The 26,128-nt window shown below is 40.3% G+C and carries 30 protein-coding genes; 18 read left to right on the forward strand and 12 right to left on the reverse strand.

Annotated elements, in window-relative coordinates; genetic code table 11:
* Window positions 1–12: 12 nt before the first annotated feature.
* Together G457_RS0106220 and G457_RS0106225 are read right to left on the reverse strand one after the other, a co-directional pair.
* The gene (locus tag G457_RS0106220; RefSeq protein ID WP_026945701.1) at window positions 13–1,101 is read right to left on the reverse strand and encodes an efflux RND transporter periplasmic adaptor subunit; all 1,089 of its coding nucleotides are present in this window, start codon (window positions 1,099–1,101) and stop codon (window positions 13–15) included.
* Window positions 1,102–1,215: 114 nt separating this feature from the next.
* A complete protein-coding gene (locus tag G457_RS0106225) occupies window positions 1,216–1,632 on the reverse strand; it encodes a hypothetical protein (RefSeq protein WP_026945702.1) in 417 nt (138 codons plus the stop codon).
* A gap of 532 nt (window positions 1,633–2,164) precedes the next feature.
* Here G457_RS0106225 and G457_RS0106235 point away from each other — a divergent pair.
* The 6 genes from G457_RS0106235 (at window position 2,165) to G457_RS0106260 (ending at window position 5,891) form a co-directional block, all read left to right on the forward strand.
* Window positions 2,165–3,151 (forward strand): fatty acid desaturase family protein, encoded by a 987-nt coding sequence (locus G457_RS0106235; RefSeq protein WP_051260728.1) that lies wholly within the window; start codon window positions 2,165–2,167, stop codon window positions 3,149–3,151.
* A gap of 10 nt (window positions 3,152–3,161) precedes the next feature.
* Complete coding sequence (locus tag G457_RS21120) at window positions 3,162–4,364, forward strand: DEAD/DEAH box helicase (RefSeq protein WP_051260729.1); 1,203 nt, start codon at window positions 3,162–3,164, stop codon at window positions 4,362–4,364.
* 34 nt (window positions 4,365–4,398) lie between these two features.
* A complete protein-coding gene (locus G457_RS0106245; protein WP_248602826.1) occupies window positions 4,399–4,620 on the forward strand; it encodes a cold-shock protein in 222 nt (73 codons plus the stop codon).
* A 4-nt stretch (window positions 4,621–4,624) separates the two neighbouring features.
* Window positions 4,625–4,819 (forward strand): cold-shock protein, encoded by a 195-nt coding sequence (locus G457_RS0106250; protein ID WP_026945704.1) that lies wholly within the window; start codon window positions 4,625–4,627, stop codon window positions 4,817–4,819.
* Window positions 4,820–4,870: 51 nt separating this feature from the next.
* Window positions 4,871–5,065, forward strand: a complete 195-nt coding sequence (locus tag G457_RS0106255) for a cold-shock protein (RefSeq protein ID WP_024282374.1) — start codon at window positions 4,871–4,873, stop codon at window positions 5,063–5,065.
* 109 nt (window positions 5,066–5,174) lie between these two features.
* Window positions 5,175–5,891, forward strand: a complete 717-nt coding sequence (locus G457_RS0106260) for a GIN domain-containing protein (protein ID WP_026945705.1) — start codon at window positions 5,175–5,177, stop codon at window positions 5,889–5,891.
* Window positions 5,892–5,959: 68 nt separating this feature from the next.
* On the opposite strand, the gene G457_RS0106265 is transcribed toward G457_RS0106260, so the two are convergent.
* Window positions 5,960–6,712, reverse strand: a complete 753-nt coding sequence (locus G457_RS0106265; protein ID WP_026945706.1) for an SDR family NAD(P)-dependent oxidoreductase — start codon at window positions 6,710–6,712, stop codon at window positions 5,960–5,962.
* A 331-nt stretch (window positions 6,713–7,043) separates the two neighbouring features.
* Between G457_RS0106265 and G457_RS0106270 the strand changes: the two genes are divergently transcribed.
* Window positions 7,044–7,355, forward strand: coding sequence for a hypothetical protein (locus G457_RS0106270; protein ID WP_026945707.1), 312 nt, complete (start codon window positions 7,044–7,046; stop codon window positions 7,353–7,355).
* 120 nt (window positions 7,356–7,475) lie between these two features.
* On the opposite strand, the gene G457_RS0106275 is transcribed toward G457_RS0106270, so the two are convergent.
* The gene (locus tag G457_RS0106275) at window positions 7,476–7,847 is read right to left on the reverse strand and encodes a hypothetical protein (protein WP_026945708.1); all 372 of its coding nucleotides are present in this window, start codon (window positions 7,845–7,847) and stop codon (window positions 7,476–7,478) included.
* Between the two features lie 174 nt (window positions 7,848–8,021).
* On the opposite strand from G457_RS0106275, the gene G457_RS0106280 reads away from it, so the two are divergent.
* From G457_RS0106280 to G457_RS0106295, 4 genes are all read left to right on the forward strand, one after another.
* A complete protein-coding gene (locus G457_RS0106280) occupies window positions 8,022–8,924 on the forward strand; it encodes a bile acid:sodium symporter family protein (protein ID WP_026945709.1) in 903 nt (300 codons plus the stop codon).
* Window positions 8,921–9,922 (forward strand): 1-acyl-sn-glycerol-3-phosphate acyltransferase, encoded by a 1,002-nt coding sequence (locus tag G457_RS0106285; protein WP_026945710.1) that lies wholly within the window; start codon window positions 8,921–8,923, stop codon window positions 9,920–9,922. The genes G457_RS0106280 and G457_RS0106285 overlap by 4 nt, the downstream gene beginning before the upstream one ends.
* A 77-nt stretch (window positions 9,923–9,999) precedes the next feature.
* Complete coding sequence (gene hppD, locus G457_RS0106290) at window positions 10,000–11,094, forward strand: 4-hydroxyphenylpyruvate dioxygenase (RefSeq protein ID WP_026945711.1); 1,095 nt, start codon at window positions 10,000–10,002, stop codon at window positions 11,092–11,094.
* A 54-nt stretch (window positions 11,095–11,148) separates the two neighbouring features.
* Window positions 11,149–11,733: a DUF502 domain-containing protein gene (locus G457_RS0106295; RefSeq protein ID WP_026945712.1), complete on the forward strand. Its 585-nt coding sequence runs from the start codon at window positions 11,149–11,151 to the stop codon at window positions 11,731–11,733.
* Window positions 11,734–11,763: 30 nt separating this feature from the next.
* On the opposite strand, the gene G457_RS0106300 is transcribed toward G457_RS0106295, so the two are convergent.
* Window positions 11,764–12,540, reverse strand: coding sequence for a hypothetical protein (locus G457_RS0106300; RefSeq protein WP_026945713.1), 777 nt, complete (start codon window positions 12,538–12,540; stop codon window positions 11,764–11,766).
* Window positions 12,541–12,733: 193 nt separating this feature from the next.
* Between G457_RS0106300 and G457_RS0106305 the strand changes: the two genes are divergently transcribed.
* Window positions 12,734–14,464: a phospho-sugar mutase gene (locus G457_RS0106305; protein ID WP_026945714.1), complete on the forward strand. Its 1,731-nt coding sequence runs from the start codon at window positions 12,734–12,736 to the stop codon at window positions 14,462–14,464.
* Window positions 14,465–14,500: 36 nt separating this feature from the next.
* Here the strand turns inward: G457_RS0106305 and egtD are convergent, their stop codons facing one another.
* The 3 genes from egtD to G457_RS0106320 are packed head-to-tail and all read right to left on the reverse strand — an operon-like array spanning window position 14,501 to window position 17,600.
* A complete protein-coding gene (gene egtD / locus G457_RS0106310) occupies window positions 14,501–15,469 on the reverse strand; it encodes an L-histidine N(alpha)-methyltransferase (RefSeq protein ID WP_026945715.1) in 969 nt (322 codons plus the stop codon).
* A gap of 3 nt (window positions 15,470–15,472) precedes the next feature.
* A complete protein-coding gene (egtB, locus tag G457_RS0106315; protein ID WP_026945716.1) occupies window positions 15,473–16,618 on the reverse strand; it encodes an ergothioneine biosynthesis protein EgtB in 1,146 nt (381 codons plus the stop codon).
* Between the two features lie 34 nt (window positions 16,619–16,652).
* Entirely contained in the window at window positions 16,653–17,600 is a 948-nt protein-coding gene (locus tag G457_RS0106320) for a succinylglutamate desuccinylase/aspartoacylase family protein (RefSeq protein WP_026945717.1), read from the reverse strand.
* Window positions 17,601–17,664: 64 nt separating this feature from the next.
* On the opposite strand from G457_RS0106320, the gene murB reads away from it, so the two are divergent.
* Window positions 17,665–18,678 (forward strand): UDP-N-acetylmuramate dehydrogenase, encoded by a 1,014-nt coding sequence (gene murB, locus G457_RS0106325; protein WP_026945718.1) that lies wholly within the window; start codon window positions 17,665–17,667, stop codon window positions 18,676–18,678.
* Here murB and G457_RS0106330 read toward each other — a convergent pair.
* Window positions 18,675–19,157: a deoxycytidylate deaminase gene (locus tag G457_RS0106330; protein ID WP_026945719.1), complete on the reverse strand. Its 483-nt coding sequence runs from the start codon at window positions 19,155–19,157 to the stop codon at window positions 18,675–18,677. The two genes, murB and G457_RS0106330, sit on opposite strands and share 4 nt — an antisense overlap.
* Window positions 19,158–19,283: 126 nt before the next feature.
* On the opposite strand from G457_RS0106330, the gene G457_RS0106335 reads away from it, so the two are divergent.
* The 5 genes from G457_RS0106335 to G457_RS0106355 all read left to right on the forward strand — a co-directional run bounded on the left by G457_RS0106335 (window position 19,284) and on the right by G457_RS0106355 (window position 21,924).
* The gene (locus G457_RS0106335) at window positions 19,284–19,862 is read left to right on the forward strand and encodes a DUF4136 domain-containing protein (protein ID WP_051260730.1); all 579 of its coding nucleotides are present in this window, start codon (window positions 19,284–19,286) and stop codon (window positions 19,860–19,862) included.
* Between the two features lie 165 nt (window positions 19,863–20,027).
* Window positions 20,028–20,384, forward strand: a complete 357-nt coding sequence (locus G457_RS0106340) for a response regulator (RefSeq protein WP_026945721.1) — start codon at window positions 20,028–20,030, stop codon at window positions 20,382–20,384.
* Between the two features lie 114 nt (window positions 20,385–20,498).
* Window positions 20,499–20,981 (forward strand): hypothetical protein, encoded by a 483-nt coding sequence (locus G457_RS0106345; protein WP_026945722.1) that lies wholly within the window; start codon window positions 20,499–20,501, stop codon window positions 20,979–20,981.
* 52 nt (window positions 20,982–21,033) lie between these two features.
* The gene (locus tag G457_RS0106350; protein WP_026945723.1) at window positions 21,034–21,225 is read left to right on the forward strand and encodes a hypothetical protein; all 192 of its coding nucleotides are present in this window, start codon (window positions 21,034–21,036) and stop codon (window positions 21,223–21,225) included.
* Between the two features lie 258 nt (window positions 21,226–21,483).
* Entirely contained in the window at window positions 21,484–21,924 is a 441-nt protein-coding gene (locus tag G457_RS0106355; protein WP_026945724.1) for a DUF6526 family protein, read from the forward strand.
* Here G457_RS0106355 and G457_RS0106360 read toward each other — a convergent pair.
* The 3 genes from G457_RS0106360 to G457_RS0106370 form a co-directional block, all read right to left on the reverse strand.
* Window positions 21,921–23,018 carry a glycerate kinase family protein gene (locus G457_RS0106360; protein ID WP_026945725.1) on the reverse strand — a complete coding sequence of 366 codons (1,098 nt, stop codon included), beginning with the start codon at window positions 23,016–23,018 and terminating at the stop codon, window positions 21,921–21,923. The two genes, G457_RS0106355 and G457_RS0106360, sit on opposite strands and share 4 nt — an antisense overlap.
* On the reverse strand, window positions 23,015–24,367 hold the full coding sequence (locus G457_RS0106365) for an alanine/glycine:cation symporter family protein (RefSeq protein ID WP_026945726.1): 1,353 nt from the start codon (window positions 24,365–24,367) through the stop codon (window positions 23,015–23,017). Before G457_RS0106365 ends, G457_RS0106360 begins: the two co-directional genes overlap by 4 nt.
* Before the next feature lie 136 nt (window positions 24,368–24,503).
* On the reverse strand, window positions 24,504–26,114 hold the full coding sequence (locus G457_RS0106370; RefSeq protein ID WP_035483332.1) for a beta-N-acetylhexosaminidase: 1,611 nt from the start codon (window positions 26,112–26,114) through the stop codon (window positions 24,504–24,506).
* Between the last annotated feature and the right edge of the window lie 14 nt (window positions 26,115–26,128).

The following is a 26,128-nucleotide window of genomic DNA, read 5'->3' on the forward strand; positions in this document are numbered from 1 at the left end:
GGTGATTGGTAATTACTCGGCATGTAGATGCAAGCCTTCCAAAACTTCGGTTGGATTGATCAATTCAAAGTGAATTTTCTTACCGTTTTCGACCTTTCGAAGGCCTTCCAAAAGAAATGTATCAGTAGACTTTAGACCACTACTGATCAAATAGATATGATTGAGTTCGCCCTCAACCTTCACCTCTCTAGACTGAATAGTCCCTTCTTTGTCCACTAAATAGACAAACTTCTTGTCCAAAACTTCAAAAGTGGCTTTTTGAGGAATCATAGTCACCCCTTCCAATGACTTAGGCCAAAGAATATTGCCTGTTTGACCATGACGTAGCAGGCCATTCGGGTTTGAGAAGGTAGCACGGAAGGCAATATTACCTGTAGTGTTGTTGAAATCTGATTCGATGGTCTCTATTACTCCTGATTCAGAGAATAGACGATTATTTGCCAAACGGAGCTTGACAACCTCTAGGCTATCATTAGAACTCATGGCGTAATCCAGATATTCTGACTCTGGGACATTGAAATACACCCACATCTTGCTGTTATCAGAAAGCGTTGTCAGCAATTCCCCTTCATCAAGCAAACTACCTAAGCGGACTTCCTCAAACTTCCCGACAATCCCATCAAATGGAGCCCGAACTTCGGTGAAGGTAAGATGTGCTTGTGCCAAAGCTAGTTCAGCCTTTGCTTTTTCAAGTTGTGCTTTAGCTAATGCCGCTTCGTTTTGAGATACGATATCTTTGTCCGCCAGTGCCTTGATGTTTTCATATTCCACTCTGGCAAACTCGACTTCAGATTGAGCTTTTTGAAACTCAGCCTGGTAAATAGTCGGCTGAATTTGGAACAGCAGCTGCCCTTTTTTGACATGCTGTCCTTCGTCTACGAAGATTTTTTGAAGGTAGCCTTTTTCAAGAGCTCGTAGTTCGATGTGTTGAATAGCTCTAATTTGGCTTACATATTCTTTAATAAGTATTGTATCTTGTTGTATAGGTTGGGACACCTTGAAGGTTCCAGCCTCTTCGTGTGTAGTATGAGAAGCGCCGCAAGAGCTCATCAAGAAGGCGCAGCCCACTGCAAGGAATAGTAAATTCCTGTAGGTTTTCATAATTGAATGAATTTTTAATTGTAGGTAAAAAGAAGTAAATCAAGCCCCTAAACATCCATTTAGATAAGCAATAGGGACAGTTAGCTCGGGCCAAATAAGGCCAATCAAAAAATCCTACAATCTATAGACGCAGTGGAAAATATGAAGACGGTCTGTAAGGTCTTCAAAGAAATTTTTGGAATAACGAATAAAACGTGTTTGATCACGTCCAAGACTTATAGAAAGAAGACAAGCAAGAATGGCTGCTAGAGCAAACTTCAGCTGATCTTCAAAGTCTGTACCTGATTCTTCAACCTGCTCGAAGACTTCATTTTCCCAAGAAAACAAAAAGCCTGCGCTTGACTTCAATTCATCAACATCGACAGAACTACCAACATTTGCATCTTCTGAGGTAGAACTTAATTGGGAATTAAAGGAAGATGGATGATTTAATAATTCAAAACCAGAAAAAACGCCTGGGGCAAAAAGAGTAAACAACAATGAATAAATCACTGTCAAGAGAAATGCTGCCCGAAATGGTTTACGAATCATTATAGCAAATTTATTTGAATAATTTTCAATAATCCAAATGATTCATTTAAGATTTTTGATTAAAAATGGAGATTTAAAATAAAAAGCGAAAATGGACTCTGAATTCTTCCTAAATAGGAGTGTTTACCTAAATATTTGAAAATAAATCGACAGGAGTAGTAGAATTCATTTTTCTTTAGCTACCTTTGATGCATCTGAGTAGGAAATTGCTACACGCAGCAAATATATCTCAGGTAAATGTATCGGTAATTATCCTGCCACAAGTAGCAAATCAAGAGTTTTTCCATCGGTCTTTCTTCTTTTCTTCTACTTTTTGATTCCCCCCTCTAGCAGAAAAGCTAATTGAAGAATTAAACGCCGCAGATTGATTTGAAAGTAAAATTTAGAAGTATCCTTAGTATCCTTAACACCCTTATTTATCAAAACCATTCGATTCTCGGAATCAGCTCTTTCTGATTTCTCCCTCACATTACGCAGTCGCGTAAACACCTATTTCAAAGAAAAGCAAACTCAAAAACATGGCAATACCGAAATGGTCATTAAGACTGTTTTTATGTTGTCGCTCTATTTTGTTCCGATCATTATGGTCAGTACAGGATTATTGACTCAGACCTGGCAGCTTTTTGCGGCCTTTATCCTGAGTGGATTTGGAATGGCTGGAATAGGAATGGGTATTATGCATGATGCTATTCATGGCACTTACTCCTCAAATCCCAAAATCAATAAAATTCTTAGCTACACACTCAACATGGTTGGGGCAAATGCTAGCGTTTGGCGTATTCAACACAATGTACTCCATCATAGCTTTACCAATATCCATGAAGGCGACGATGATATCAATGCTCCGTTTTTCTTGCGCTTCTCACCTAACGTAAAGAAAAATAAACTTCACCCCTACCAATCTTGGTACACCTGGTTTTTCTATGGGCTTTCCACATTATCCTGGGTTACCACAAAGGATTTTATACGACTTGATCGTTACCACAAAATGGGATTGGTCAAAGGTGAAAATGCATACCGTAATACCTTCCTGAAAATACTAGCATGGAAAGTAGTCTACTTCGCATTTACGCTGGGAATCCCAATGATCTTCTCACCCTTCGGAGTGGGGCAGATTCTTCTAGCTTTCCTTGTCTTGCATTTCATTACGGGCTTATCGATTTCATTGGTATTTCAGACAGCTCATATTATGCCTGATGTAGTCTTTCCAGTAATGGATGAAAACGGGATGGTAGAAGGCGAGCGCATGATTCATCAATTGGTAACGACCTGTAATTATTCACCGAAAAGTAGAATTTTCTCTTGGATGATTGGCGGGCTGAATTATCAAGTAGAGCATCACTTGTTTCCGGATATCTGCCATGTACATTATCGGAAAATTGCACCGATCGTGAAGCAGACGGCAGAGGAGTTTCAACTCCCTTACTATTCCAAGAAAACCTTTTTTCATGCTTTGAAGGCACATTTCCAGATGCTCCATCACTTGGGCACTGTGGAAACTATTCCTGTGAAAAGCTAAACCACTATCCATGCAAACTTCAAAAAGAAATAATCGGCCAAATCCTTCCAGCCGAGGCTCGCAAGCGCCCAAAGGAAGGAGACCAGCCAAAGCAAAACCAGTTTCTAATCTTGATCCAAATTTGCTTCGAAAATCAGCTAAGCCGGTGCTTACTGAACAGAAGCAGGAGAATAGACAACGATTCGATGAACTGAAGCTTGACAATAAAATTCAGCAAAACATCACATCCAAGGGATATGAGTTTTTGACTCCTATTCAAGAGCAGGCTATTCCTGTTTTGCTACAAGGCAAAGACATGCTCGCCATTTCCCGTACGGGATCCGGCAAGACAGCAGCCTTTCTGATTCCATTGATCATCCGATTGATGCAGAAGCCTCTAGCTACCTCTCTTCTGATCGTCACTCCTACCCGGGAGCTTGCACTTCAAATTGGAGAAGAATTCAAAGGACTCAGCCGGGGTATGAATCTTCGCTTTGCCACATTTATCGGTGGAACGAACATCAATACCGACCTTAAGAATCTTGGACAAAAGCCTCAGGTAATCATCGGTACACCCGGAAGACTATTGGATCTATCCAATCAGCGGGCACTTCGATTGAACCATATAAACACCTTGGTTTTGGATGAATTTGACCGAATGCTAGATATGGGTTTTGTCCATGATGTGAAGCGACTGGTGGAATTGATCGGGAAGCGCGAACAAACGCTTTTGTTTTCCGCGACTTTGGATAAAAATCAGCGAAAGCTAATCGATGGACTTCTTCATCAACCAAAAGAAATCCATGTAGATCCGGGAACTGCTGCCAACGAGCATATCGAGCAGGAAACTATTCGAGTGCCTGAAGGCAAAGACAAATTTGAGATGCTACAGGATTTGTTTAATGACAAAGATTTGAAAAAAGTCATTCTCTTCACGGAGACCAAAAGACTGGCAGATCGACTTTGCAAGAAACTCAATCAAAACGGCATCAAATCCGGACAGATTCACGGGAATAAATCACAGAACTTTAGAAATAAGGTTTTGGATGATTTCAAAAATGAATCAATCCGGGTCCTGGTTGCCACGGATGTGGCTGCTAGGGGAATTGACGTGCAGGATGTCACGCATGTCATCAACTACCAACTGCCCATGACGATGGATTCTTATATCCACCGAATTGGACGGACGGGGCGGGCCGGAAAGACCGGTCGCGCGATCACCTTTATTAACTAAACCACGCAATATGGCCAAAAACCAAAATGCTTTTATGAAAAAGCAACGCGCTGAACTCAAACGCCGCAAGAAAAAGGAAAAATTTGAGGAAAAGCTGCAGCGTAAATCACAACCCAAAGACGGAAGTCTTGAAAATATGACAGTTTATGTGGATGAATTCGGAAATCTATCGGAAACTCCACCTGAGCCTCAAGAACCGAAAAAAAAATTAAATCAAACCAATACCCGCAGCAATTCTGCTGCACAAAACAAGTAAAACTATGAACGAAGGAACAGTAAAATTCTTTAACGAGTCCAAAGGCTTTGGATTCATCACGCCATCAGACAACTCTGAAGACGTATTTGTACACATCAGCGGTCTCGTACACGAGATTCGTGAGCACGACAAAGTTAGCTTTGACACGACTCAAGGTAAAAAAGGTATCAATGCAGTCAATGTAAAAGTAATCGGTTAATCCCGATCACTTGACTTGACGGGGCTTTCGAGCCCATCAATTCAAAAAATCATGAACGAAGGAACAGTAAAATTCTTTAATGAATCCAAAGGATTTGGATTTATTACTCCAGCAGACAATTCTGAGGACGTATTTGTACACATCAGTGGACTAGTACACGAAATCCGTGAAAACGATAAGGTAACCTATGATACCGTTCAAGGTAAAAAAGGAATCAACGCAGTCAATGTGAAAGTGGTCGGATAATCCACCCTTATTCATTCAAAAGAAAAGCGGAGTGTTTACTTCGCTTTTTTTTATGTCCATAGATTAGAAGTAGAAATTATTTCTATATTTAATACAAAACCCACTCACTATGAATAGTTTACGATATTTCTCCCCATTCTGTGTCTTTATTCTTTTATCCTGCTCAATCAGTACAAAAAATGATCTCGGGGACTTGCTCACCGAAACTCAAGATATCAGTGGAATAGATCAAATTAACCTCAAAGGAGCATTTAACATTCAAATCCAACAAGGGGATGAAGAAGTCATGGAAATAGAGGTTCGTGAAAAAACGCGCAAAGATTTAAAGATTTCAAAAGAAGGAAACCTACTTCAGATTGCATATAATAATGACGAAGGAGTTGATTACAAAAAAGGAATTACGCCAGAAATCACCTTGACTATTTCCGATCTTAAAAAACTCAGTTTCGACGGAGCTGGAAATATTCAGTCACGGGAAAAGTTGGAGCTAAATGAATTAACAATTGAAGGAAATGGAGCTGTGAACCTTGAATTGGAATTTGACGCAGTGAAAATGACCATTGCTATGGATATGGTGGGTAATACCCGCCTGGCAGGAAATGTGGAAGATGGCAAAATCAATTTTGAGGGACTTGGAAACCTCGACGCTTCAGACTTAATCGTGACAAATTTGGACTTACAGTCTAACGGACTTGGTCGTATAGCCGTGCATTGTATAGGAGAGCTATCGCTCCAAGTTGATGGATTAGGTGTGGTAAGCTATCAAGGAAACCCAACCATAATAAAAGAACAAATCAATGGGTTAGGTATAGTGAATAGGAATTAAAAAGAAAATTCATCCGAACAAAAAAATGCGAGCCATTCTGGGGCTCGCATTTTTTCTTTTTCAACTGTCTACTGTGCTAAGTATCCCCCATCAACAGGATAATAAGAACCTGTAACAAAGGAAGACTTCGACGACCCTAACCAAAGAATCAATTCTGCCACTTCCTCCGACGTACCCAATCGACCTATAGGATGTAGGCCTTCTACCATTTTAAGCGTCTCCTCATCCAAATTATTAGTCAATAATGGGGTCAAAATATAACCTGGTCCAATCGCATTTACACGGATATTTGAGGTAGCATATTCTAAAGCGGTAGCTTTCGTAAGGCCAACCAATCCATGCTTAGCAGCGACATAGGCCGGAGACATTCTCGTACCTACTGCCCCGAGGATGGAGGCAATATTGACAATCACTCCTCCCTTATTCTTAGCCATAGCTTGAACTTGATAGTGCATACCATAAAAAACACCAGATAGGTTGGTATCGATGACCTTTTGCCAACCCTCTAGAGGGTATTCTGCTGTAGGAGCCAATGGACCACCGATACCGGCATTATTAACTGCAATGTCGAGCTTCCCGAATTCTTTGATAGCAGCATCAACCAGTTTTTGATTTTCTTCTGCTAAGGAAATATCTGCTTTGAAAAACATAGCCTCACCTCCGGCTTTCTTGATCTTCTCTACTACTTCATTTCCTTGCTTCTCATCGACGTCAGAAACCACCACCTTGGCTCCTTCTTGAGCATAGAGTAAAGCAGCCGCCCGTCCGATTCCCGAAGCAGCACCTGTGATAATTGCAACCTGATCTTTAAGTATTTTCATAGTAAAATGGGTTTAGAGATTTAAAATATTATCCGTTTGAGATTACGTCCTCCTTTAAAAACGTAAAGCATTGATTGGAAGCCAAAAAAGATCACCTTTTTAAAGCTAAACTGATAAAAATCATATCATTACTCATGCAGATAAATTTTGTTCAATAGTTTTTCTAAATCAGAATCATCACTTGTATTTATGAAAATTTTTAAAATTTTATTATTTCAATGAGAAAAATTATAGGTGATAGAAAAATTATATTCTGAATTTTCTACAATTCTAACAACCCTACCGAGTGGTCGACGTATATGAACTAACTAAACCAATAAATTAAATAAAAATGAAAACTTTAAATCCGTTAACGAAGAAAATTTGGGCTGTTGCAGCACTTCTGTTTTTGGGCCTTGGAACGCTTCAGGCGGAGACCAATTCCCATGAGACAAATCTAGAGAGACCCTTGAAGGTTGAAGAAATTTCAATTGAGATTTCCGAACGAATTCCTACTATCATTCTGGTAGATAAAAATCTAGAGATTGTCGCTCAATTTTATGGAAATACCGAGGAAGTAAAGCTGAAGTTCAAAGACACCTTCCAAAAGAGTGAGAAATTAATCGAACATAATGGACAGAAAATATATCTATTGACAAACTAATCAAGTCAATAAAAAGTAATCGAAATCAGCGGCATTCCCATGTCGCTGATTTTTTTTACCTAAAATGCACTTGCTGATCAAAGCTTACCTCTTTTCAGGTTTTTAATAAATTGTTTAACCTTATTCAAAATTGCAGGCAGAATTTTCAGCTTTCCAGATAAGCGTTTGGTTCATCAACTCACTAGAGGGAATTCCACCATCTCCTGAGCCTAAATAACCCAATTCATTTCCATTGCAGTCATAGACTAAAAAAACTGAAAGGCAAAAAGGACAGCAGTTTCCGAAAATAAAAGCTTTGCCTCCTTGGTAGTCCGCTGCTAAGACGTACTGATATTGAGCAAACTCTCCTTCTCCACCGAATTCCTTTATTTTCTCTTTAAACCAAGGAAGATCTGAAATCTCATCATTTCCACAGACTGGAAATCTATCCTCGTCTTGACAAGCGCCGAGCATCAATAATATCAATAAAGACAAGAATAGTAGTTTTTTCATGGATAGAATATAGCTAGTAATCAAAGGTGATATGACACTGTGACGAATCAATAATACAAATAGCTACAAGTAAGAAAAAGATTTGACAAAGAATTCAGGGAAGTAGCCATTCATCAACTCCTAATTTGAATATGAAAATTTGTTTTCTCTTTTTTTAAATGGATTTTTGGAGCGATGAACCCAAGCCACGACCTAGACGCAGTCGCGTTAAATTTCTCTCCAAACGACCTATTATTACTGAATCTAGCTCTTGCTTTGATTATGTATGGGGTTGCTTTGGACTTGAGGGTTGAGGATTTCAAATATTTAATCAAAAACCCAAAAGCCTTTTTTCTGGGTGTCTTCGCCCAATTCCTTTTACTTCCTGCTCTTACGTTATTGCTCATTTATGTAATGAGACCTCCTGCTTCTGTATCTCTGGGGATGTTTCTAGTAGCTGCATGTCCTGGAGGAAATGTTTCCAATTTCCTAAGTAATCTAGCGAAAGGAAATACGGCCTTATCGGTCAGCCTAACAGGTTTCTCAACGATTGGCTCTATTTTTCTTACGCCTATAAACTTTGCACTTTGGGCTGGTTTTTATGGTCCTACACGAGAGTTGCTTCGAGAAATCAGTCTTGATATTTCAGAAGTATTCCTGACCGTATCCTTGATATTGGGGATACCTCTTGTACTGGGAATTTTGACAAGAAACTTCTATCCCCAACTGGCAGCTCGCGCAAAAATGATCCTTCAACCCTTGAGCATTTTGATATTTGCAGCCTTTGTGGTTGTGGCATTTATGGGAAATCTGGACATATTTCTTGAATACATTTCGGTCATCTTCCTTTGGGTTCTGGCTCACAATGCAGTGGCACTTTCAGCTGGTTTTTTTACTGGTTTTTTTGGAAAACTGCCATTTCCAGACATAAAAACACTCAGCATCGAAACAGGTATACAAAATTCCGGCTTGGGCTTAGTTTTAATTTTCACTTACTTTGACGGACTCGGAGGGATGGCCATTATTACCGCACTTTGGGGTATTTGGCATTTGATTTCGGGAATGGCCTTGGCCTTAAGTTTGAAAAATATCAAATGAAGAACCTGTTTAACTGGATCCTTCGGCTTTTAGTCAAAATTGCTCTCCACCTTTTTTACAGGAGAATTTATGTGAAGGGAAAGGAAAATATTCCTAAAAACCGTCCAATCATCCTAGTAGCCAATCATCAAAATGCACTGATTGACCCCCTTCTCCTTGCCACACATACCAGATTGAACCCTTGGTTTTTGACACGGGCATCAGTTTTCAAAAAACCATTCATCGCCAAGATTCTTCACTTTATCCGCATGCTTCCCGTGTATCGGGTTCGGGATGGTTTTTCTACCATTCAGCAAAATCAAAAAACATTCGAGGCAACTTTTGAAGTGCTCCGAAGAAATGGAACCGTCATCATTTTCGCAGAAGGTACGCATAGCCATGTGCGCAACTTAAGACCACTAAGCAAGGGCTTCACCCGGATGGCATTTGGACTGAAGGAGAAGTATCCTGAATCAGAGCCGGTCATTTTGCCAGTGGCCATGGAATTCAGCGCTCATAAGCGAAGTGGCTCAACGGTGAGAATAACCTTTGGAAATCCCATTTCGGTAGATCTTCCTCCATCCAAGTCCGGCCTGCTTACCAAGAAAGTAGAGCAATCACTTCGAGAGATGGTTGTATTGATTCCTGAAGATAATTATGAGAAAAACCTTCAAAATCTTATTGATGCAGAGGTAGATCTTACTATAAAACAAGGAGTTAATGATTTTTTGGAAAAAGGTATAATCGACTATCAATACGAAAGCCCTTCCGGCCTTCGCAATAAATTGATGAAACTCTTCCACTTGCCTTTGTATTGGATTTGGCTATGGATAAAACCTAAAATAGATGACCATGTCTTTTATGCCACTTTCAAGTTTTTAATAGGCTTCTTTTTGGGGCCTTTATGGTACTTTTTGATGATTTGGGCGATTTTCGAAAGTGGTCAAGCAGCTTGGGCTTTGACTTTTTTCATCATGGCTATTATCAGTTTGTTCTGGAATAAAACCCTACAAGAATAAGCCTTTCCTTACCAAATAAAATTTGGCAGGAATGTGTAACTTTGAGGGAAGAATAGGAAACCCAAAATATAAAAACCATGACAGAAGATTTCTTGCCAATCAATGGCACCGACTATGTCGAACTTTATGTGGGAAATGCTAAGCAGTCTGCTCTTTTCTACCAATATGCCTTCGGATTCGAACTCATCGCCTATGCTGGACCGGAAACAGGAATCCGAGATCGTGCTTCGTATGTATTGAAGCAGGATAAGATCAGACTTGTACTCACTTCTCCTATGGTAGCAGACCATCCAATCTCACAGCACATCCAAAAGCATGGGGACGGAGTAAAAGTCCTGGCTCTTTGGGTGGATGATGCTGCTAAGTCTTGGTATGAGACTACTTCAAGAGGTGCAGAATCAGTAGCTGAGCCCAAAACCATCACCGATGAGTTTGGTGAGGTAAAAGTAGCTTCCATCAAAACTTATGGAGATACCATCCATACTTTCGTAGAGCGAAAAAATTATAAAGGTATATTTCTTCCAGGCTACAAATCCAGAAAAAGTACTTATCAATCAACTTCAATTGGCCTAAAATACATCGACCACTGCGTAGGTAATGTGGAGTTGGGTGAAATGAACAAGTGGGTTGATTTTTATGAAAATGTGATGGGCTTCAAATTGCTGATCACTTTTGATGATAAGGATATCTCCACGGAATATTCTGCTTTGATGTCCAAGGTAGTCTCCAATGGAAATGGCTACATCAAGTTTCCTATCAACGAACCTGCTGAAGGAAAGAAAAAGTCACAAATCGAAGAATACCTTGATTTCTACAATGGAGCTGGCGTACAGCACATGGCCATTGCCACGGACGATATCATACACACAGTGGGTGAGCTGAGAAAACGGGGAGTTGAATTCCTTGAGGTTCCTTCCACCTACTACGACGATTTACTGGATCGCGTAGGCACCATAGATGAAGACCTTCAACCCTTAAAGGACCTCAATATTCTTGTAGACCGAGATGATGAAGGTTACCTCCTTCAGATATTTACTAAGCCACTCCAAGATAGGCCTACCCTATTCATTGAAATAATTCAGCGAAAAGGTGCCACATCTTTTGGAAAAGGAAATTTCAAAGCACTCTTCGAAGCCATCGAACGAGAGCAAGAACTCCGTGGAAATTTATAAGATTTGAGCCGACCATTGGTCGGCTTTTTTTATATTTAAAAAAGCTGATCAATTATGAAAAAATTACTCTCTCTAGGTGGCACCTTAGTGAAAGGTGGCATTTTTTTCTTACTCCCACTTGTTCTTTTCGTAGTAATTCTGGAAAAGGCAGTACAAATCATTCGACCACTCAGTGATTTAATGAGAAAGAGTTTAGGACTGGCAAATAATCAAGTCATTACTCCCTTTATATTTTCGGTTCTTGTCGTGCTTTTTTGCTGCCTAATTGCAGGGATAATTGCCAAAAGAGGCCTAGGAAAAAAAATGATGTCATGGATCGAAAACAACGTTTTGGTCTTATTTCCAGGATATAAATTAATCAAAACTACCTTCGAGCAACGGGCAGGAATTCGGGAAAACCATGATTTCCCGGTAGTATTGGTTCCAATTGACGGATGGATGCTGGCTTATATCGTAGAGGAATTAGAAGATAATCAGGTTGTTGTATTCGTTCCTTCTGCTCCAGACTCATGGAGTGGAAATTTGGTGATTTTTGATCGGGAGAAGGTCAAGCACACCAAGCTAACCAAAGCCGATGTATCAAAAATGTCCAGAACTCTAGGAGTAGGAAGTAGGGAGATTTTAAAGGAAAAATTCTAAATCCTCACAGAATTCAACTTGCTAATCGTTTTAATGAAAGTCAAACCAGAGCGAAACTGGATTCAAGTTTGACTGACTTTCATTTGCAATCTCCTTAGATGAGTTGGGTTGCAATGACTGCTGGCTTGGCTGGAACATAAACTGGAAGCTCAAGTCCGAATTCTCAACCCTTTCGTCACTTTGGCTGCTTGGAGTGAACTTCAAGACCGATTCCCCAACCATTGTAGAAACTCGCACAGAAACAGCTGTAAAATCAAGCTTCAGACTCTCAAAAGATTCGACTACTAGGTTTGAACTAGTCAGCTGATTGGTTTTCAAGTCAATTTCTCCAAACTCCTTGATCTTATTTTGCCAAGAAGCATTTTCCAAACGGTCCTCCTCAATATCAAATTTTAAACCGAGTGATTTACTAGTAAGTGCATTTGAACCCTCTGCCTCTAGCTTCAATCTACCATCTCCAAAAATCGTCCAGGTAAGCACGATGGATTCCGGTAAATAGAATGATTTGACCTGTATCGAACCGTCCTTATTTCTCTTCCAACTGTAGGAGTCAAAAGCACTTTCGATGCCTTCTAATTCAGGAATCTGAGCGAAAGGAAGAACATGCATCCCAACCTTCACTTTTTCGAGCCCTCCGGATGCTTTAGCAAATACAAAGATCTTATCCTCAACTCGTATTTGTAGATCGATGGTTGATTCACGAACGACAATCGTTGACTTTTTAATGTCTTCCGAACCGCTCGAAAATGGGATTACAAAAAGACTGTTCCAAATGATCAGAAATGTAAAAACAGAGTTTGTAAACATATTGGGGTGATGAGAATGCTAAAGTACTTTTTTCTTGATGAATTAGAAACCAAAATGGCTTGTAACAATAACCGGGCCTCTAGAAAATCGATTTGCAAGAAGAAGGTTTATTTTAGGAATGGATTTAAGGAGATTAAATGGCATTTTTTGACATTTTACATATCTTAGAATCGCACAAACAATTTTTAAAGAAATGACTACGATAGACCCTGCAATCTTAGTAAAAGCCCAAAGCTGGCTTCAAGGAAATGTTGATGAAGAAACCAAATCGGCCATACGAAAACTTCAGGACGAAGATCCTAAAGAATTTATAGACTCTTTTTATCAAGATCTGGAATTTGGGACTGGTGGACTCCGAGGATTGATGGGCGTCGGCACCAACCGAATGAATATCTACACCGTGGCTATGGCCACACAAGGACTTGCTAATTACCTTTTAGCATCTTTTCCACATGACTCCATCAGCGTGGTCATCACTCACGACAGCCGAATCAATAACACTCTTTTTGCAAAAACCACAGCGGATGTGTTCACTGCCAATAGCATCAAGGTATATTACTTCCGCGAAATGCGACCTACTCCCATGCTTTCATTTGCAGTAAGGCATTTTGGATGCAAAAGTGGTGTCATGATCACTGCCTCTCACAACCCCAAGGAGTACAATGGATACAAAGCCTATTGGGAAGATGGAGCTCAAGTAGTCGCTCCACATGACAAAAACATCATCACTGAGGTACAAAAAATCACCTCTTTTGATCTCGTTAATTGGGATAAAAATGATGACTTGATCGAGTATATCGAAGAGGATTTTGACCAAATCTATTTGGATAAAGTAAAAGGCCTTAGTCTGGAACCATCAGCTATTCAAAAGCAGAAGGATATGCCGATAGTTTTCTCTCCTATCCATGGAGCTTCCGGCAAAATGGTACCTGAAGCTTTGGAGGCATTTGGTTTTGAAAATATCCATGTTGTCAAGGAGCAAGCAGAGCCGGATGGCACCTTTCCAACTGTGATCTACCCAAATCCAGAAGAAGCTGAGGCACTGGCAATGTCAATCGAATTAGGAAAAAAAGTAAGTGCAGAACTGATTTTGGCATGTGATCCGGATGGTGATCGCTACGCAGCCGTTGTCCCAAATGAAGAAGGCGAGTTTGAATTGCTAAATGGAAATCAAACAGGCACCCTTCTCACCTATTATCTCCTCAGCAAGTGGAAAGAAGCAGGAAAGTTGAACGGAAAGCAGTTTATGGTTAATACCATCGTAACTACTGAGTTGATCAATCGCATTGCTGAGGGATTTGGAGTGAAATGCTTCAATGTATTGACCGGATTTAAAAATATCGCAGCAATCATTCGTGATCTCGAGGGAAAAGAAACCTTCATTGGAGGCGGAGAGGAATCCTATGGTTATTTGGTGGGAGATTTTGTCCGTGACAAAGACGGCGTAAGTGCTTGTGCCATGGTCGCAGAGGCAATTGCCTATTACAAAACGCAGGGAAAAACCGTTTTTGAAGTCTTGGCAGAAGTATATCAGCAATTCGGTTTTTACAAAGAATCATTGATTTCTATCACCAAAAAGGGTAAAGACGGAGCAGAACAGATTCAGGCTTTGATGATGGACTTCAGAACCAATCCTCCCAAAACCATGGATGGAATAGCTGTAGAAACCATCTATGATGTCAAGGAAAGCACGATTCAGCATGTCAAGAGCGGTAAAAAAGAAAAACTTGATTTGGACTCTTCCAATGTCATGCAATTCTATTTGGAAGATGGTAGTAAGATTTCTGCAAGACCTTCCGGTACAGAACCAAAAATCAAATACTATTTCTCAGTCAGTGCACCTTTAGAAAATGTATCTGACTATCGGAAAGTGGAGCAGGAATTAACGAAAAGGCTAGAAGGACTGAAACAGTATTTCTCATAAAACTAGCAAAAGCAGGATATCAAAATCCTGCTTTTTTTATACCCTTTGCCAAAGGACATCAGTAAAGTAATCTTCCGTATCATTAAAAAAGTCAATAACCTTAAAGCCAGCATTTGCGGCAAGAGACTGAATTTCACTGATTCCATACTTCCTACTTGTCTCTGTCCAAATAGGTTCAAAAGCCTCAAAAGAAACGATTTTTCCAGCTTCGGAGAAGGTGACCTGCTGATTTTTTAAGGAGACTAAATAGCTGCGACATTCACCGGTAATCGGGTTATAAGTCGGCCAATGCTTAAAGTTATTCCGGTCAAAGTTTGCAGACAACTCCCGATTGATTCGATCCAAAAGATTGAAATTAAATTCCTTCGTCACTCCGTGGGAGTCATTATAAGCCTTCAAGATTATTTCCGGGTCTTTCTTTAAGTCGATACCCAGCAATAGCCAATCGTGCGTTTGACATCCAGCAGCAATTTGGTTCAGAATATCCTTCGCTTCATCAAGGTCAAAATTCCCAATATTCGATCCCAAAAAAAGTGTTAGCGTGGGCTTGCCATTCTCCCAAGGCCTCAATTTCATTGCCTCCCTGTAAGAAGATTGAAGTGGCTTTATATCGATCCCAGGAAGCTCACGAAGTGTCTTTTCTTCTAATTCCTTGAGTACCGAACCGGAAAAATCAACCGGAAAGTAAGTGAAATTGACATCAGGTTTAGATTTGAGGTATCGGAGCAAAATCCGAGTTTTCAATCCATCACCGGCACCAAGTTCCACCAAATTAAAATCATGTGTCACTTTGAGAATTGCTGAAAAAATGGCTTCATGCTGTCTTTCCAAAATTTCAAACTCCTTTCTGGTTAGATAATATTCCGGAAGGGACATGATTTTTTGAAAGAGCTTATCCCCTTTTTCATCATAGAAGTATTTGGAGGAGAGTCGCTTTGGATATTGATTAAGCCCTGAAAGCACTTCGCTCAGGAATGCATTTTTCTTAGAATCGGAATCAGTCATTTTTTAAAGGGATTTGGCAAGGCGAATGCCCATAAACTGCCATCTAAATTGTGGGTGGAAAAAATTTCTGTAAGTAGGTCGAGAGTGATTCTCGGAGGTAGCGACAGAAGCACCGCGTAAAACCATCTGGTTTACCATAAATTTACCATTGTACTCTCCCAAAGCACCTGGAGCAATACTAAACCCGGGATAAGGCAAATAGGCCGAATTGGTCCATTCCCAGCGTTTTCCCCAAGAAAATTCAGGTTGGGCTACTTCCCATTCAAACTCCGTGGGTAGTCTCGCTCCTTTCCATGCCGCAAAAGCGGATGCTTCATAAAAGTTGACATGTGCTAAGCTTGCTTCAAAGTCAAGGTCTTTGCGACCTGCAAGCGTGTAATAAGTCCATTTTCCGTCAACTTTCTCCCAATAAAGAGGAGCTTTTTGGGATTGATTTTGAACCCATGACCATCCTTCATCATGCCAATACCTAGATTCTTCATAAGCTCCAGATTCCATAAATTCCAAATATTCTCCATTTGTGACTAAGGAAGAGGCGATAGAAAATGGTTCTAAGAATACCCTATGCACCCTTAGCTCATTGTCAAAGCAAAAATCATTACCACTATAACCGATTTCGTAGATTCCCTCCTTCACATCGATCCAGTGACTTTTAGCTTCAGTACTATATTCCTGAATATCCATGACTGCAGGTTCAAGAGGATTGTGCCAAAGGGAATATTTCAAATCCGTGATCAGAAGCTCCTGATGCTGCTGCTCATGATTGAGTCCCAAGGTGATGAGTTTCACCACCTCTTCCTTAGCATCCTGGATTAATTGAGACATCGCTTCATCCACATACGCTCGGTATTCAAAGACTTCACTGACAGCAGGTCTTGTCATGAGACCGCGCTGGTTTCTCGCCGTCCTTCTGCCCATTGCATTATAGTAGGAATTGAAAAGGAAGTTAAACTGTGGGTGTTTTACCTGATATCCTTTTAGATAATTAACCAAAATAAACTGCTCAAAAAACCAAGTGGTATGAGCGAGGTGCCACTTTGGAGGGCTCACTTCCTCTGATGCCTGTAGGCTAAAATCTTCAATTAGGAGGTTTTTACATAGATTTACAGAATGGGAGCGTATCGATTGATACTGCTTCAAAAGACTCATGAATCAAAAATTAGTAAGTCTTAAATTTATAAAATCATCCCTCCTTTCCCAAATGAATCAGAGCCTCTCCCACGTTAATTACTGGTAAATTATTTAAGCCAATTATATGGCCATCAGAAGGAGCTTTGACTGGGATTTTAATTTGGCCGTAAGGATCGGTAATCCTTGCTAATATCTGTCCCTTTTTTACTTGATCCCCTGCTTTCACAGAGGCATTAAAAATTCCTGATGATTTTGCTCTGATCCAGGAAGATTCCTTCAGAACAATGGTTTCTCTCCTTTCGGGGTTTTCCTCAATCATACCAAGATGATGAAGAATTCGTTTAGTACCAGCAACACCTTCATCCGTTGATAATTCGTCGATTCGCATGGATTCCCCTCCTTCAAATACAATCAGTTGCTTTCCGGCCGAATAAGCGGTTTTTCGAAAAGACTTATCAATCAATTTCGAATTGACTACATAATAGGTCCCGAAGACCTCAGCTAATTTCCAGGCCTTTTTATCCTTAAAATCTACCCGAACCTGTGGTTGATTGGCTAGCATTCGTCCCCCTGTGTGAAAATCTATCCCCAAATCAATCTGAGGAATAATCTCTTCGCTCAATATGTAAGCAATTTGCCCTGCAAGGGAGCCTTTTTTACTTCCAGGGAAGCTTCTGTTTAGATCTCGTCCATCAGGAAAAGTTCTGCTATTTGATAGAAAACCATAAATATTGACCAAGGGAATGATGATGACAGTACCCAAAAGCAAGTCCAGGCCGGCATCAATTTCATCCAAAATCCTTCTAGCAGTCACTATCCCATTGATCTCGTCACCATGTACTCCACCTGTGATTAAAACCACAGGACCAGGCTCTTTCGCAGACCTTATAAAGATCGGAAGATCAATCAGCGTATGAGTAGGAAGCTTTGCGATTGGGATTTCTATGTTGACAGATTGGCCAGGTCGGATCTTGACTCCGTTAATACTTAATTCTTTCATAAATCCTCTTGGGAATTCGGTTCTATTTTCATTAAAAAACTTTTTCTTTGCAGAGATACAGCCCATGAATATACAAGAAAACACGTCGCTAAAACCATACAATACTTTTGGCATAGACGCAAAAGCAAGATTTTTTACAAAAGTCTCAGGACTCGCGGAATTAAAAGAGGCCCTTCTATTTGCGGAGGCTCAAACTATCCCCATTCTTATCCTAGGCGGAGGAAGTAATATCCTTCTGACACAGGATTTTATGGGCTTGGTGATCAAGTTGGAGCTTAAAGGGATTAAGGTAGTAGAAGAGGATTCCGAAAAAGTACTTGTATCAGTTGGTGCCGGTGAAAACTGGCATGAATTTGTTCTTTATGCAATTGCTCAAAATTGGGCAGGAATAGAAAATCTTTCACTCATTCCGGGAACAGTAGGCGCCTCCCCGATGCAAAATATCGGTGCATACGGCGTTGAAATCCAACAAGTGTTTCATCACCTGAGAGCCTTAAATCGAAAAACCTTAGAACTGGAAACCTTTTCTGCAGAAGAATGTCAATTTGGCTATCGGGAAAGTGTCTTCAAGCATAGACTTAAAGACAAGTATATTATTTGTGAGGTCGTCTTTCAACTTTCGAAAATTCCTTTGATCAATATCAGCTATGGAGCTATAAAAGATACTTTGGTAGAAATGAAAGCTGAGAACCCTGGAATTAAGGAGGTATCTGATGCAGTGATTGCCATTCGTCAGTCCAAACTTCCCAATCCATCTGAAATAGGCAATGCGGGATCGTTTTTTAAAAACCCAACTATTTCAGAATCTACTTTTGAAAAGCTAAAAGATCAATTCCCCGAAATCCCGGGCTATAAGGTGGATGAGGGCATTAAAGTCCCTGCTGCTTGGCTCATCGATCAGGCTGGTTGGAAAGGCTTTAGGCGAAATGACATTGGTGTCCACAACAAACAAGCTTTGGTTTTGGTCAATTTTGGAAAAGGAAAAGGAAAAGAAATTCAAGAACTCTCCCAAGAGATTCAACAAAGTGTGGAAGAAAAGTTCGGAATTAAATTAAGCCCTGAAGTCAATTTTATTTAAATCAGAGGATCATGCACCGCTAATTCCTTATGATAACGGTCCACCTGAACCCCAAACTTTCGTAAGAAATCAACGCCTTCATCACTTCCAATCCCCTTGTATTCTGCGTAGGAAAATAGGTAAACCACTTTAGCTATTCCCATAGAAAAAATAATCCTGGCACAAGGAAGGCACGGAGCTAGGGTTACATAGAGGGTCGATCCTTCTACTGATGTATTATTTTTAACTGCATATAAAATCGCATTTTGCTCGGCATGCAGGGCAAGCGAGCAACTCCCCTTACTGTCTCGTGCACATCCGGTATCAGGAAATTCCAAATCACAGTTGTGCGTACCAGCCGGCGGCCCATTGTATCCAATAGAAATAATTCTCGTATCTTTTGTTAAGACGGCACCTACATGCTTTTTGATGCAATGAGAACGCTTTGCCAAGTTGACGGCCAACTCCATAAAAATATCATCAAAATCAGGTCTGCTCATGTCGCGAAATTTCTCCAAAATTAGTTATACATTTTAGGTAGGAAAATAAGATTTCAAATTCCTTGCATAAAATGCCAAAATTGGTTTAGGATTTGTGATTTGATTGAAAGGTAAAAATACTCTGAAATGCTTAAAGGAAAATTTTCAATTGGTTGGACTATCTTTTTGATGGTGGTCATACAATCGTGTAGTAGCATAGAAATTTTTAAAGAGAACACGGAGCTTCCCTTATCAGCAAAATACAATTCCTTCGTGATCGTCAATGCTGAGATGAATATGAATGGCTTTTCAGCCCAGTTTTTAGATGCAAAAGTCCAGGACAAAATTCGCGAGTCTTTCGAAAGTCAGGGTCTTACCTACGATCGAGTCAAACCTGATCTTATCATTCGCTACACTTCTAATGAAGACTTGAGGCAACGAGAAATAAACAGTTTTAACAATCCCTACCCATTTTGGGGAATGCGGGTTTGGGATCCTTGGATGTTCAATCCTTATTCCCCCTACAATGATCCTCCGCGGACAGACAATTATGAACTCCTACAGGTAATCATAGATTTTATTGATCCGGAAAAAGACAAATTTTTAATGACTCTGACTGGTGTGACAGAGGTAAACAGTCCAAAGTATAAAGAGAAAAAAGTTTTAAAAACCACTGAAAAAGTTGTTGAACGCTTTATTTCAGAGATTGATTTCTTAGAGAATTAGAAAATAGTTACATCAATTATTGAGATACTCCTACTCTTTCATTGGAAGGGTGTGAAGATTCACTAAAAATTACAAAGTTATTTGGCCGGTTATTTGCTATTTGAGCAGAAGATTGTAATTTTGTATTATATTAATTGTAATTCAGCACCCCGATTTTGCATTTTAATGCTAACTATTGTTCTCATAGACGACGATCCTATCAGCACATTTGTGACTGAAAAGCTTATTTCCAAGAATGTAAGCCAGGCTTGTCAGTTTTTCAAATATCAAAGTGCAAAAGAAGCTCTTCAGGAAATATCGAGCATTAAGCCCCATTACCTTTTTTTAGATCTGAATATGCCTGAGATGAACGGCTGGGATTTTCTTGATCGGTTCAACCCTAGCGATACAGAAGCGGAAATTTACATTTTAAGCAGTTCAGTAGATGAGCGCGATATTAATAAAGCCAGTCAATATCAATGTGTAAAAGACTACCTATCTAAGCCGCTGGTGAAAAAGTACATTCAAAATATCTTCAATTAAAATTGACAAATTCCCAGACGGGAATTTTTTTTTGGCTTTTTAGAAAATCTTTTTGAGAGATCGGAACATTCGTTTTCAGGATTGGTTTTATTTTTATCAAAATAAGTAAAAACTATGAGACCAATTCAACCCGAATTAATTGGAGCAATCGAGCGGACGGCCAAGAAACTTAAAGATGGAGGGTCAAGCTATCAATGGGGACACATGGGCGCATGCAACTGCGGAAATCTTGCTCAAGAACTTACACCTTTTTCAAAAGCAGAAATTCACAGATATGCAATGGAGCGCTCCGGTGATTGGAATGATCAAATATTAGAGTTTTGCCCTACAAGCGGTTATCCCATCGATCTTGTTATTCAGCGAATGTTGGATTTTGGATTGACCTTAGATGATCTCGGACATCTAGAGAGACTTTCTGCGCCAGAAGTACTGGAGCGTATTCCATTCGAAAGAAAGCAGTCGCTTAGTCAAAACAAGCGCGAAGATGTGGTATTCTATCTTGAAACTTGGGCTAGGGTACTCCGTGAAAAATGGGAAAAACAACAGTCCTCTGAAATTTTGGAAAGAGTTGAAAAAAATTCAATTCCGGTGTATTGAGCAATTTGTTTTTTTAATTTATTTGCATCGTTTTCACTTAAACCACAATCTTATGGAAGATTTCGAAGATGATTTTGATGAATTAGATGACTTCGATTCTGATGATGATTTTGACTCCGAATTTGAAGACGAGTACGATCTAGATGAAGAATCCGAGTTTGTCGATGACAACATCATGGACTTTGATGAAGAAGAAGATGATTTTGACGAAGAAGAGGACGAAGACTTCGACGACGAATTTTAAGTGACAAGGCCCAAGAACTTGTTGGTATTTTGGGCCTGGTCCTTTATCTTCGAACCTTGAATTAAACAACAAATATCAAGCTCATGATTCTATTGGATATCTTCAGTTCACCTATTGCCTCCGGCGCTCAGCTATTCTTACTGATTGTTGTGATTTTGATCGGATTAGGCGCGGGTCTTTCAGCAATGGATGCACGTAAAACCTTCTCAAAGGGTAAAAAATAATCTTAACAAAAGGGCTTCTGCCCTTTTTTTATTTATGGACAAAAAACAAGATTACTCGAATCACGCACGGTATTTTCCGTTTCATCATTTTTTCTTAGCACCCCTATCCTTAGCTTTTTTTATTTGGACACTAATCGATTTAGATTTTTCAAGTTCTGAAGCGATTGCAGAAAGCATCAAATCCTTTATTTTAGCAATTATGGTTCTGTCACTTCCCATGTTGTCCAGGATCTATGCGCTCAAAAACCAAAATCGGATCATTTTTGCGGAAATGAGGGCTCGCTATGCCGAACTTAGTGGCAAGGCATTTCGGGAAAAAGAGGAAAAACTTAAAGGAGGTCAAATAATTGCCCTACGATTTGCCAGCGATGAAGAATTGCTTCCTCTGATTGAAGAGACAATCGAAAAAAACTACAGCCCGAAAGAAATCAAAATGAAAATCAAGAATTGGAAAGGTGACTACCAGAGAGTCTAAATAGTCAATTTCTTTTCTAAGGTAAGCTTCAGATTTTCAGCTGCTTTTTTCTTATAGTCTATTTGAGAAAAATCTAATTCAGGTAATTTCATAACAGATTCAAATCCAAAACCTTGACCATCATTACCTGAAGTAATAAGGTGGCATGGCTTTTGGTATTTCTTGCATATTTGTAGCAGTTCAAAACACCCTTTTCCTTCTTTAGATTGTTGATCAAACCTACCTTCTCCCGTCAAAACGATATCGCTTGACTGAACCTCTTTTTCCATGGCTACCTGATCAAAAAAATAGGCAGCTCCAAATTTGATTTCGGTTGAGAAAAATGCATTTAATCCCAATGCAATTCCTCCAGCCGCACCAAATCCTGTACAATCTTCAAATGGCTTTTTTGCCTTTTGATAGAGAAGCTGTATGATACGATTTGCATCTTCTGAAAAGGAGTCCATTTGATCCGAGCTAAGGCCTTTTTGAGGTCCAAATACAGGAATCGCTCCAGTGGCTCCAAAAAAAGTATTTCTGACATCACAGAGACAGGTAAAGGTAAGTTTTGAAAGCTTTGGGTTAGACTGCACGTAAGCCAACTTTTTCAACAAATGATCTGAGAAGGGAACGATCTCCTTTCCCAAGGAATCTAAAAATACAAATCCCAAACCCTGTAGGATGCCCAGTCCTAAATCTATACTAGCGCTTCCTCCAAGGCCAAGAATCACGTGCTCTGCACCCATTTCTATCCCTTTTTGGATCAATTTACCCGTTCCGAAGGTAGAAGCTACACGGGGATTTAATTCAGAACTATCAAGCAAACCGATTCCACTGACAGTAGAAACGTCCAAGTAGATAGTTTTGGATTGAAAGTCATAACCAAAGGAACCAAAAGCAGGACTTCCAAATGGATCGAGCGACCAAGCGCTTATTTTTTCTAGCTCCAAATACTCGGTCAAGAGCTCACAAGTACCATCTCCCCCATCTGCGATCGGTATCTTCTTGACCTGTGAATTTGGATACTTACTAGCTACAGTTTGCCCGATAATCTCAGCAGCATCACTTGCAGAGATTGTTCCTTTAAAAGCGTTCGGAGCAATTAAGACTTTCATTTTAAAGCATCCATCCGCTCAAAATAATCCTTGTATGCGGCCTTGACTTTTGGGGCTAAATAAATGGTCGAAATCATCGTAGGAATTGCCATGATCGCATACATTCCATCTACTAGGCTAATCACCACTTCTAGAGAAGCCACTGCCCCAGCCACAATGGTGATCAAATAGAAATAATTGTAGAAATCTGCTCTTTTTGCTCCAAAAAGGTAATTGAAGCACTTGTGTCCATAATAGGAGTAGGTAAACATGGTAGATAGCGCAAAGATCAACACGGCTGCCATCAGAAGATATTTACCGATACCTGGTAAAGCTGACTCAAAAGCATTCAATGTCAATCTCACTCCATCCGCTTCCGTAGTCTGCCAAACTCCAGTCAGCATGATCACGAGTGCCGTCAAGGTACAAACCACAATGGTATCAATAAATGGTCCCAGCATCGCAATCAAACCTTCCCGAATCGGCTCTCTATTTTTAGAGGCACCATGGACCATCGGAGCCGTACCAATTCCGGCCTCGTTAGAGAAAGCTGCTCTTCTTGCTCCCGTAATGATCACCGCTCCTACCACGCCTCCGGCTGCAGCCTTTCCAGTAAATGCATCAGAAATAATCAACCAGAGCATTTCAGGTACATCCACAAAATTCTTTCCCACAATTATCAAAACGGTAACAAAATAAAGTACCACCATAAAAGGAACTAGTCGGGATGCTACAGCTGCTATGCGTTTGATGCCTCCCAAAACAACAAAAGCCACCAAAACCATCATCGTGATACCGATAATCCACCGAACAGTCTCTGTGGATTCGATACCTGCAGGTTCCAGCATTACTGCTCTGAAAACCGCCGAAAGTTGATTGGCTTGAAATATGGCTAACAACCCAATCACTCCTGCCACTGAGAAAATGATGGATAGAAATTTGAATTTTTTACCCATCCCCTCTTCAATGACATACATCGGGCCTCCTTGAACTGTCCCAGCGGAATCTTTCCCTCGAAACATGATAGCCAAAGAGCAACTGTAATACTTGGTAGCCATTCCAACGAAGGCGGAAATCCACATCCAGAAAATAGCTCCTGGACCTCCCATATTGATGGCAATAGCCACTCCACTGATATTTCCGAGTCCTACAGTTGCCGCAATAGCAGCAGACAATGCCTGAAAAGAAGTAATCTGTCCCGGAGCAAGATCATCATCGTATTTCCCTCTAAGTAGACTGATTGCATGCCCTATTTTTCGAAAGGGAACAAATCCGGAATGGAATAAAAGAATGAGTCCGCCCCCCATCAATAAAACGAGCATCGGCGTACCCCAAATCCAATTCGCAAATGAAACAATAATGTCTCCCATAGTTCAACTTCTTTTTGATGTGTATTCTAAATAAGCTACCATATTACCTCCAAATTCGTCAAAAATCAAAGATTTGAGAGAGGCATATAAAGAAAATCCCAGCTGAGATAGCTGGGATTTTTAGAATTTCGCCTGATTACCAAGCTACTTTGGGGGATTTATAAAATTGAATTCCTTGAGCCTCCCAACTTTCCCCAAGTTGAGCAACGCGACTTTTAAAACTTTCCCAATCTCTCGATGATCCGGGAGACCAAGCCACCTCGGCTAATGCCGCGAGTCTTGGAAAAGTTAAATATTCAATATCGGCTCTGTCCTCGACCGTCTCCGTCCAGAGTGGTGCTTCGACGCCCAAAATATCAGACTTCGCAATATTCTGAGAATAAGTGGCCGGATCCCAGAGGTATGCAGAATCCAATTCAATATATGCTGCCCAATGCAAACCAATGCGGCTTGTTGAATCATATTGCATATCGAGATAGGCTTTCTTAGCCGGCGACATTAAAATCTGATTTCCCTGTCCTACAGCTAGGGCAGCATTATCCTCCATCGCCCAAAACTGTGCAATGTTTCCAGGCAAAAGATTGGCAGTAGCCACCTCATCCCATCCAATACTTATCTTCCCGTGCTTCTGAACGATATCCTGGACTCTTTCAACAAATTTGATGTAGTCTTCCTTTCGAGTTACGTGAGACTCGTCTCCACCGATATGAAAATAAGGCCCCGGGGTGATTTCAGAGAGTTCCCTGACGACATCGTCTACAAGCTGATACGTCAATTCCAAATCAGTATCAAAAGTACTGAAACCAACTTCCATCCCTGTGTATAGTTCAGCAGGCTGACGGATAATCAATTTAGAATTAAAATCAATTTCTGATCCTTTCATAGGATTATTCACCGTACTCAAATCGCCATCTGGCAAATTAATACCTGGGTTTAGCTCTCCATAAGATGCTAAAGCGGCATTTGTATGTCCTGGCATATCAATTTCCGGGACGATGGTAATAAATCGCTCTTGCGCGTAGCGAACGATTTCTTTGTAATCTTCCTGTGTGAAAAAACCTCCTTCTCCACCTCCTACTTCAGTCTTTCCTCCTATCTCTGTCAGCTTTGGCCAAGATTTGATCTCAATTCTCCACCCTTGATCATCAGTTAAGTGAAGATGCAAGTAGTTCAATTTTAATCTCGCCATTTGATCGATGTAATGCTTTACATCCTCCATCCCAATGAAATGTCTGGCTACGTCTAGCATGGAGCCTCTATAGGGGTACTCAGGATCATCTTGGATTTTTCCTGCTGGAGCTATCCAGGCTACATTTTGTGCGCTGTTCGCTAAAATTTGACTTGGGAAGGCTTGGAGCAAGGTTTGAATGCCATAAAATATCCCAGCGGGTGAATCTGCAGAAATCTTCGCCTGACTTGAACTTATTTCTAATTCATAAGACTCATCATCCAAAGCTCCGCCAAATAATTCCAATACGATTTGACCTTCTCCATCACCCACTTCCAGTTCAAAACCAGTTGCCGATTTGATGCTTTGATTAAAATGTCGGGCTAATGGTTCTAAACTTGCCTGATCTCCAATAAGCTGAATGGATGTTCCTGATGTGAGTTCAAAGGAACCATTGGAACTACTGACCGATTTGGGGAGAGGAATCAAACCTCTCTCATCCAGTGAGGGGCCTTTCGGTCCGCAAGAGAACACCAAAGCGGTCAAAAAGAGTACGATAATTGACTTTTGATAGGTCATAGTGTCTGATTTGT

The organism is Algoriphagus marincola DSM 16067, assembly GCF_000429405.1.
GTDB classification, from domain to species: Bacteria; Bacteroidota; Bacteroidia; order Cytophagales; family Cyclobacteriaceae; genus Algoriphagus; species Algoriphagus marincola.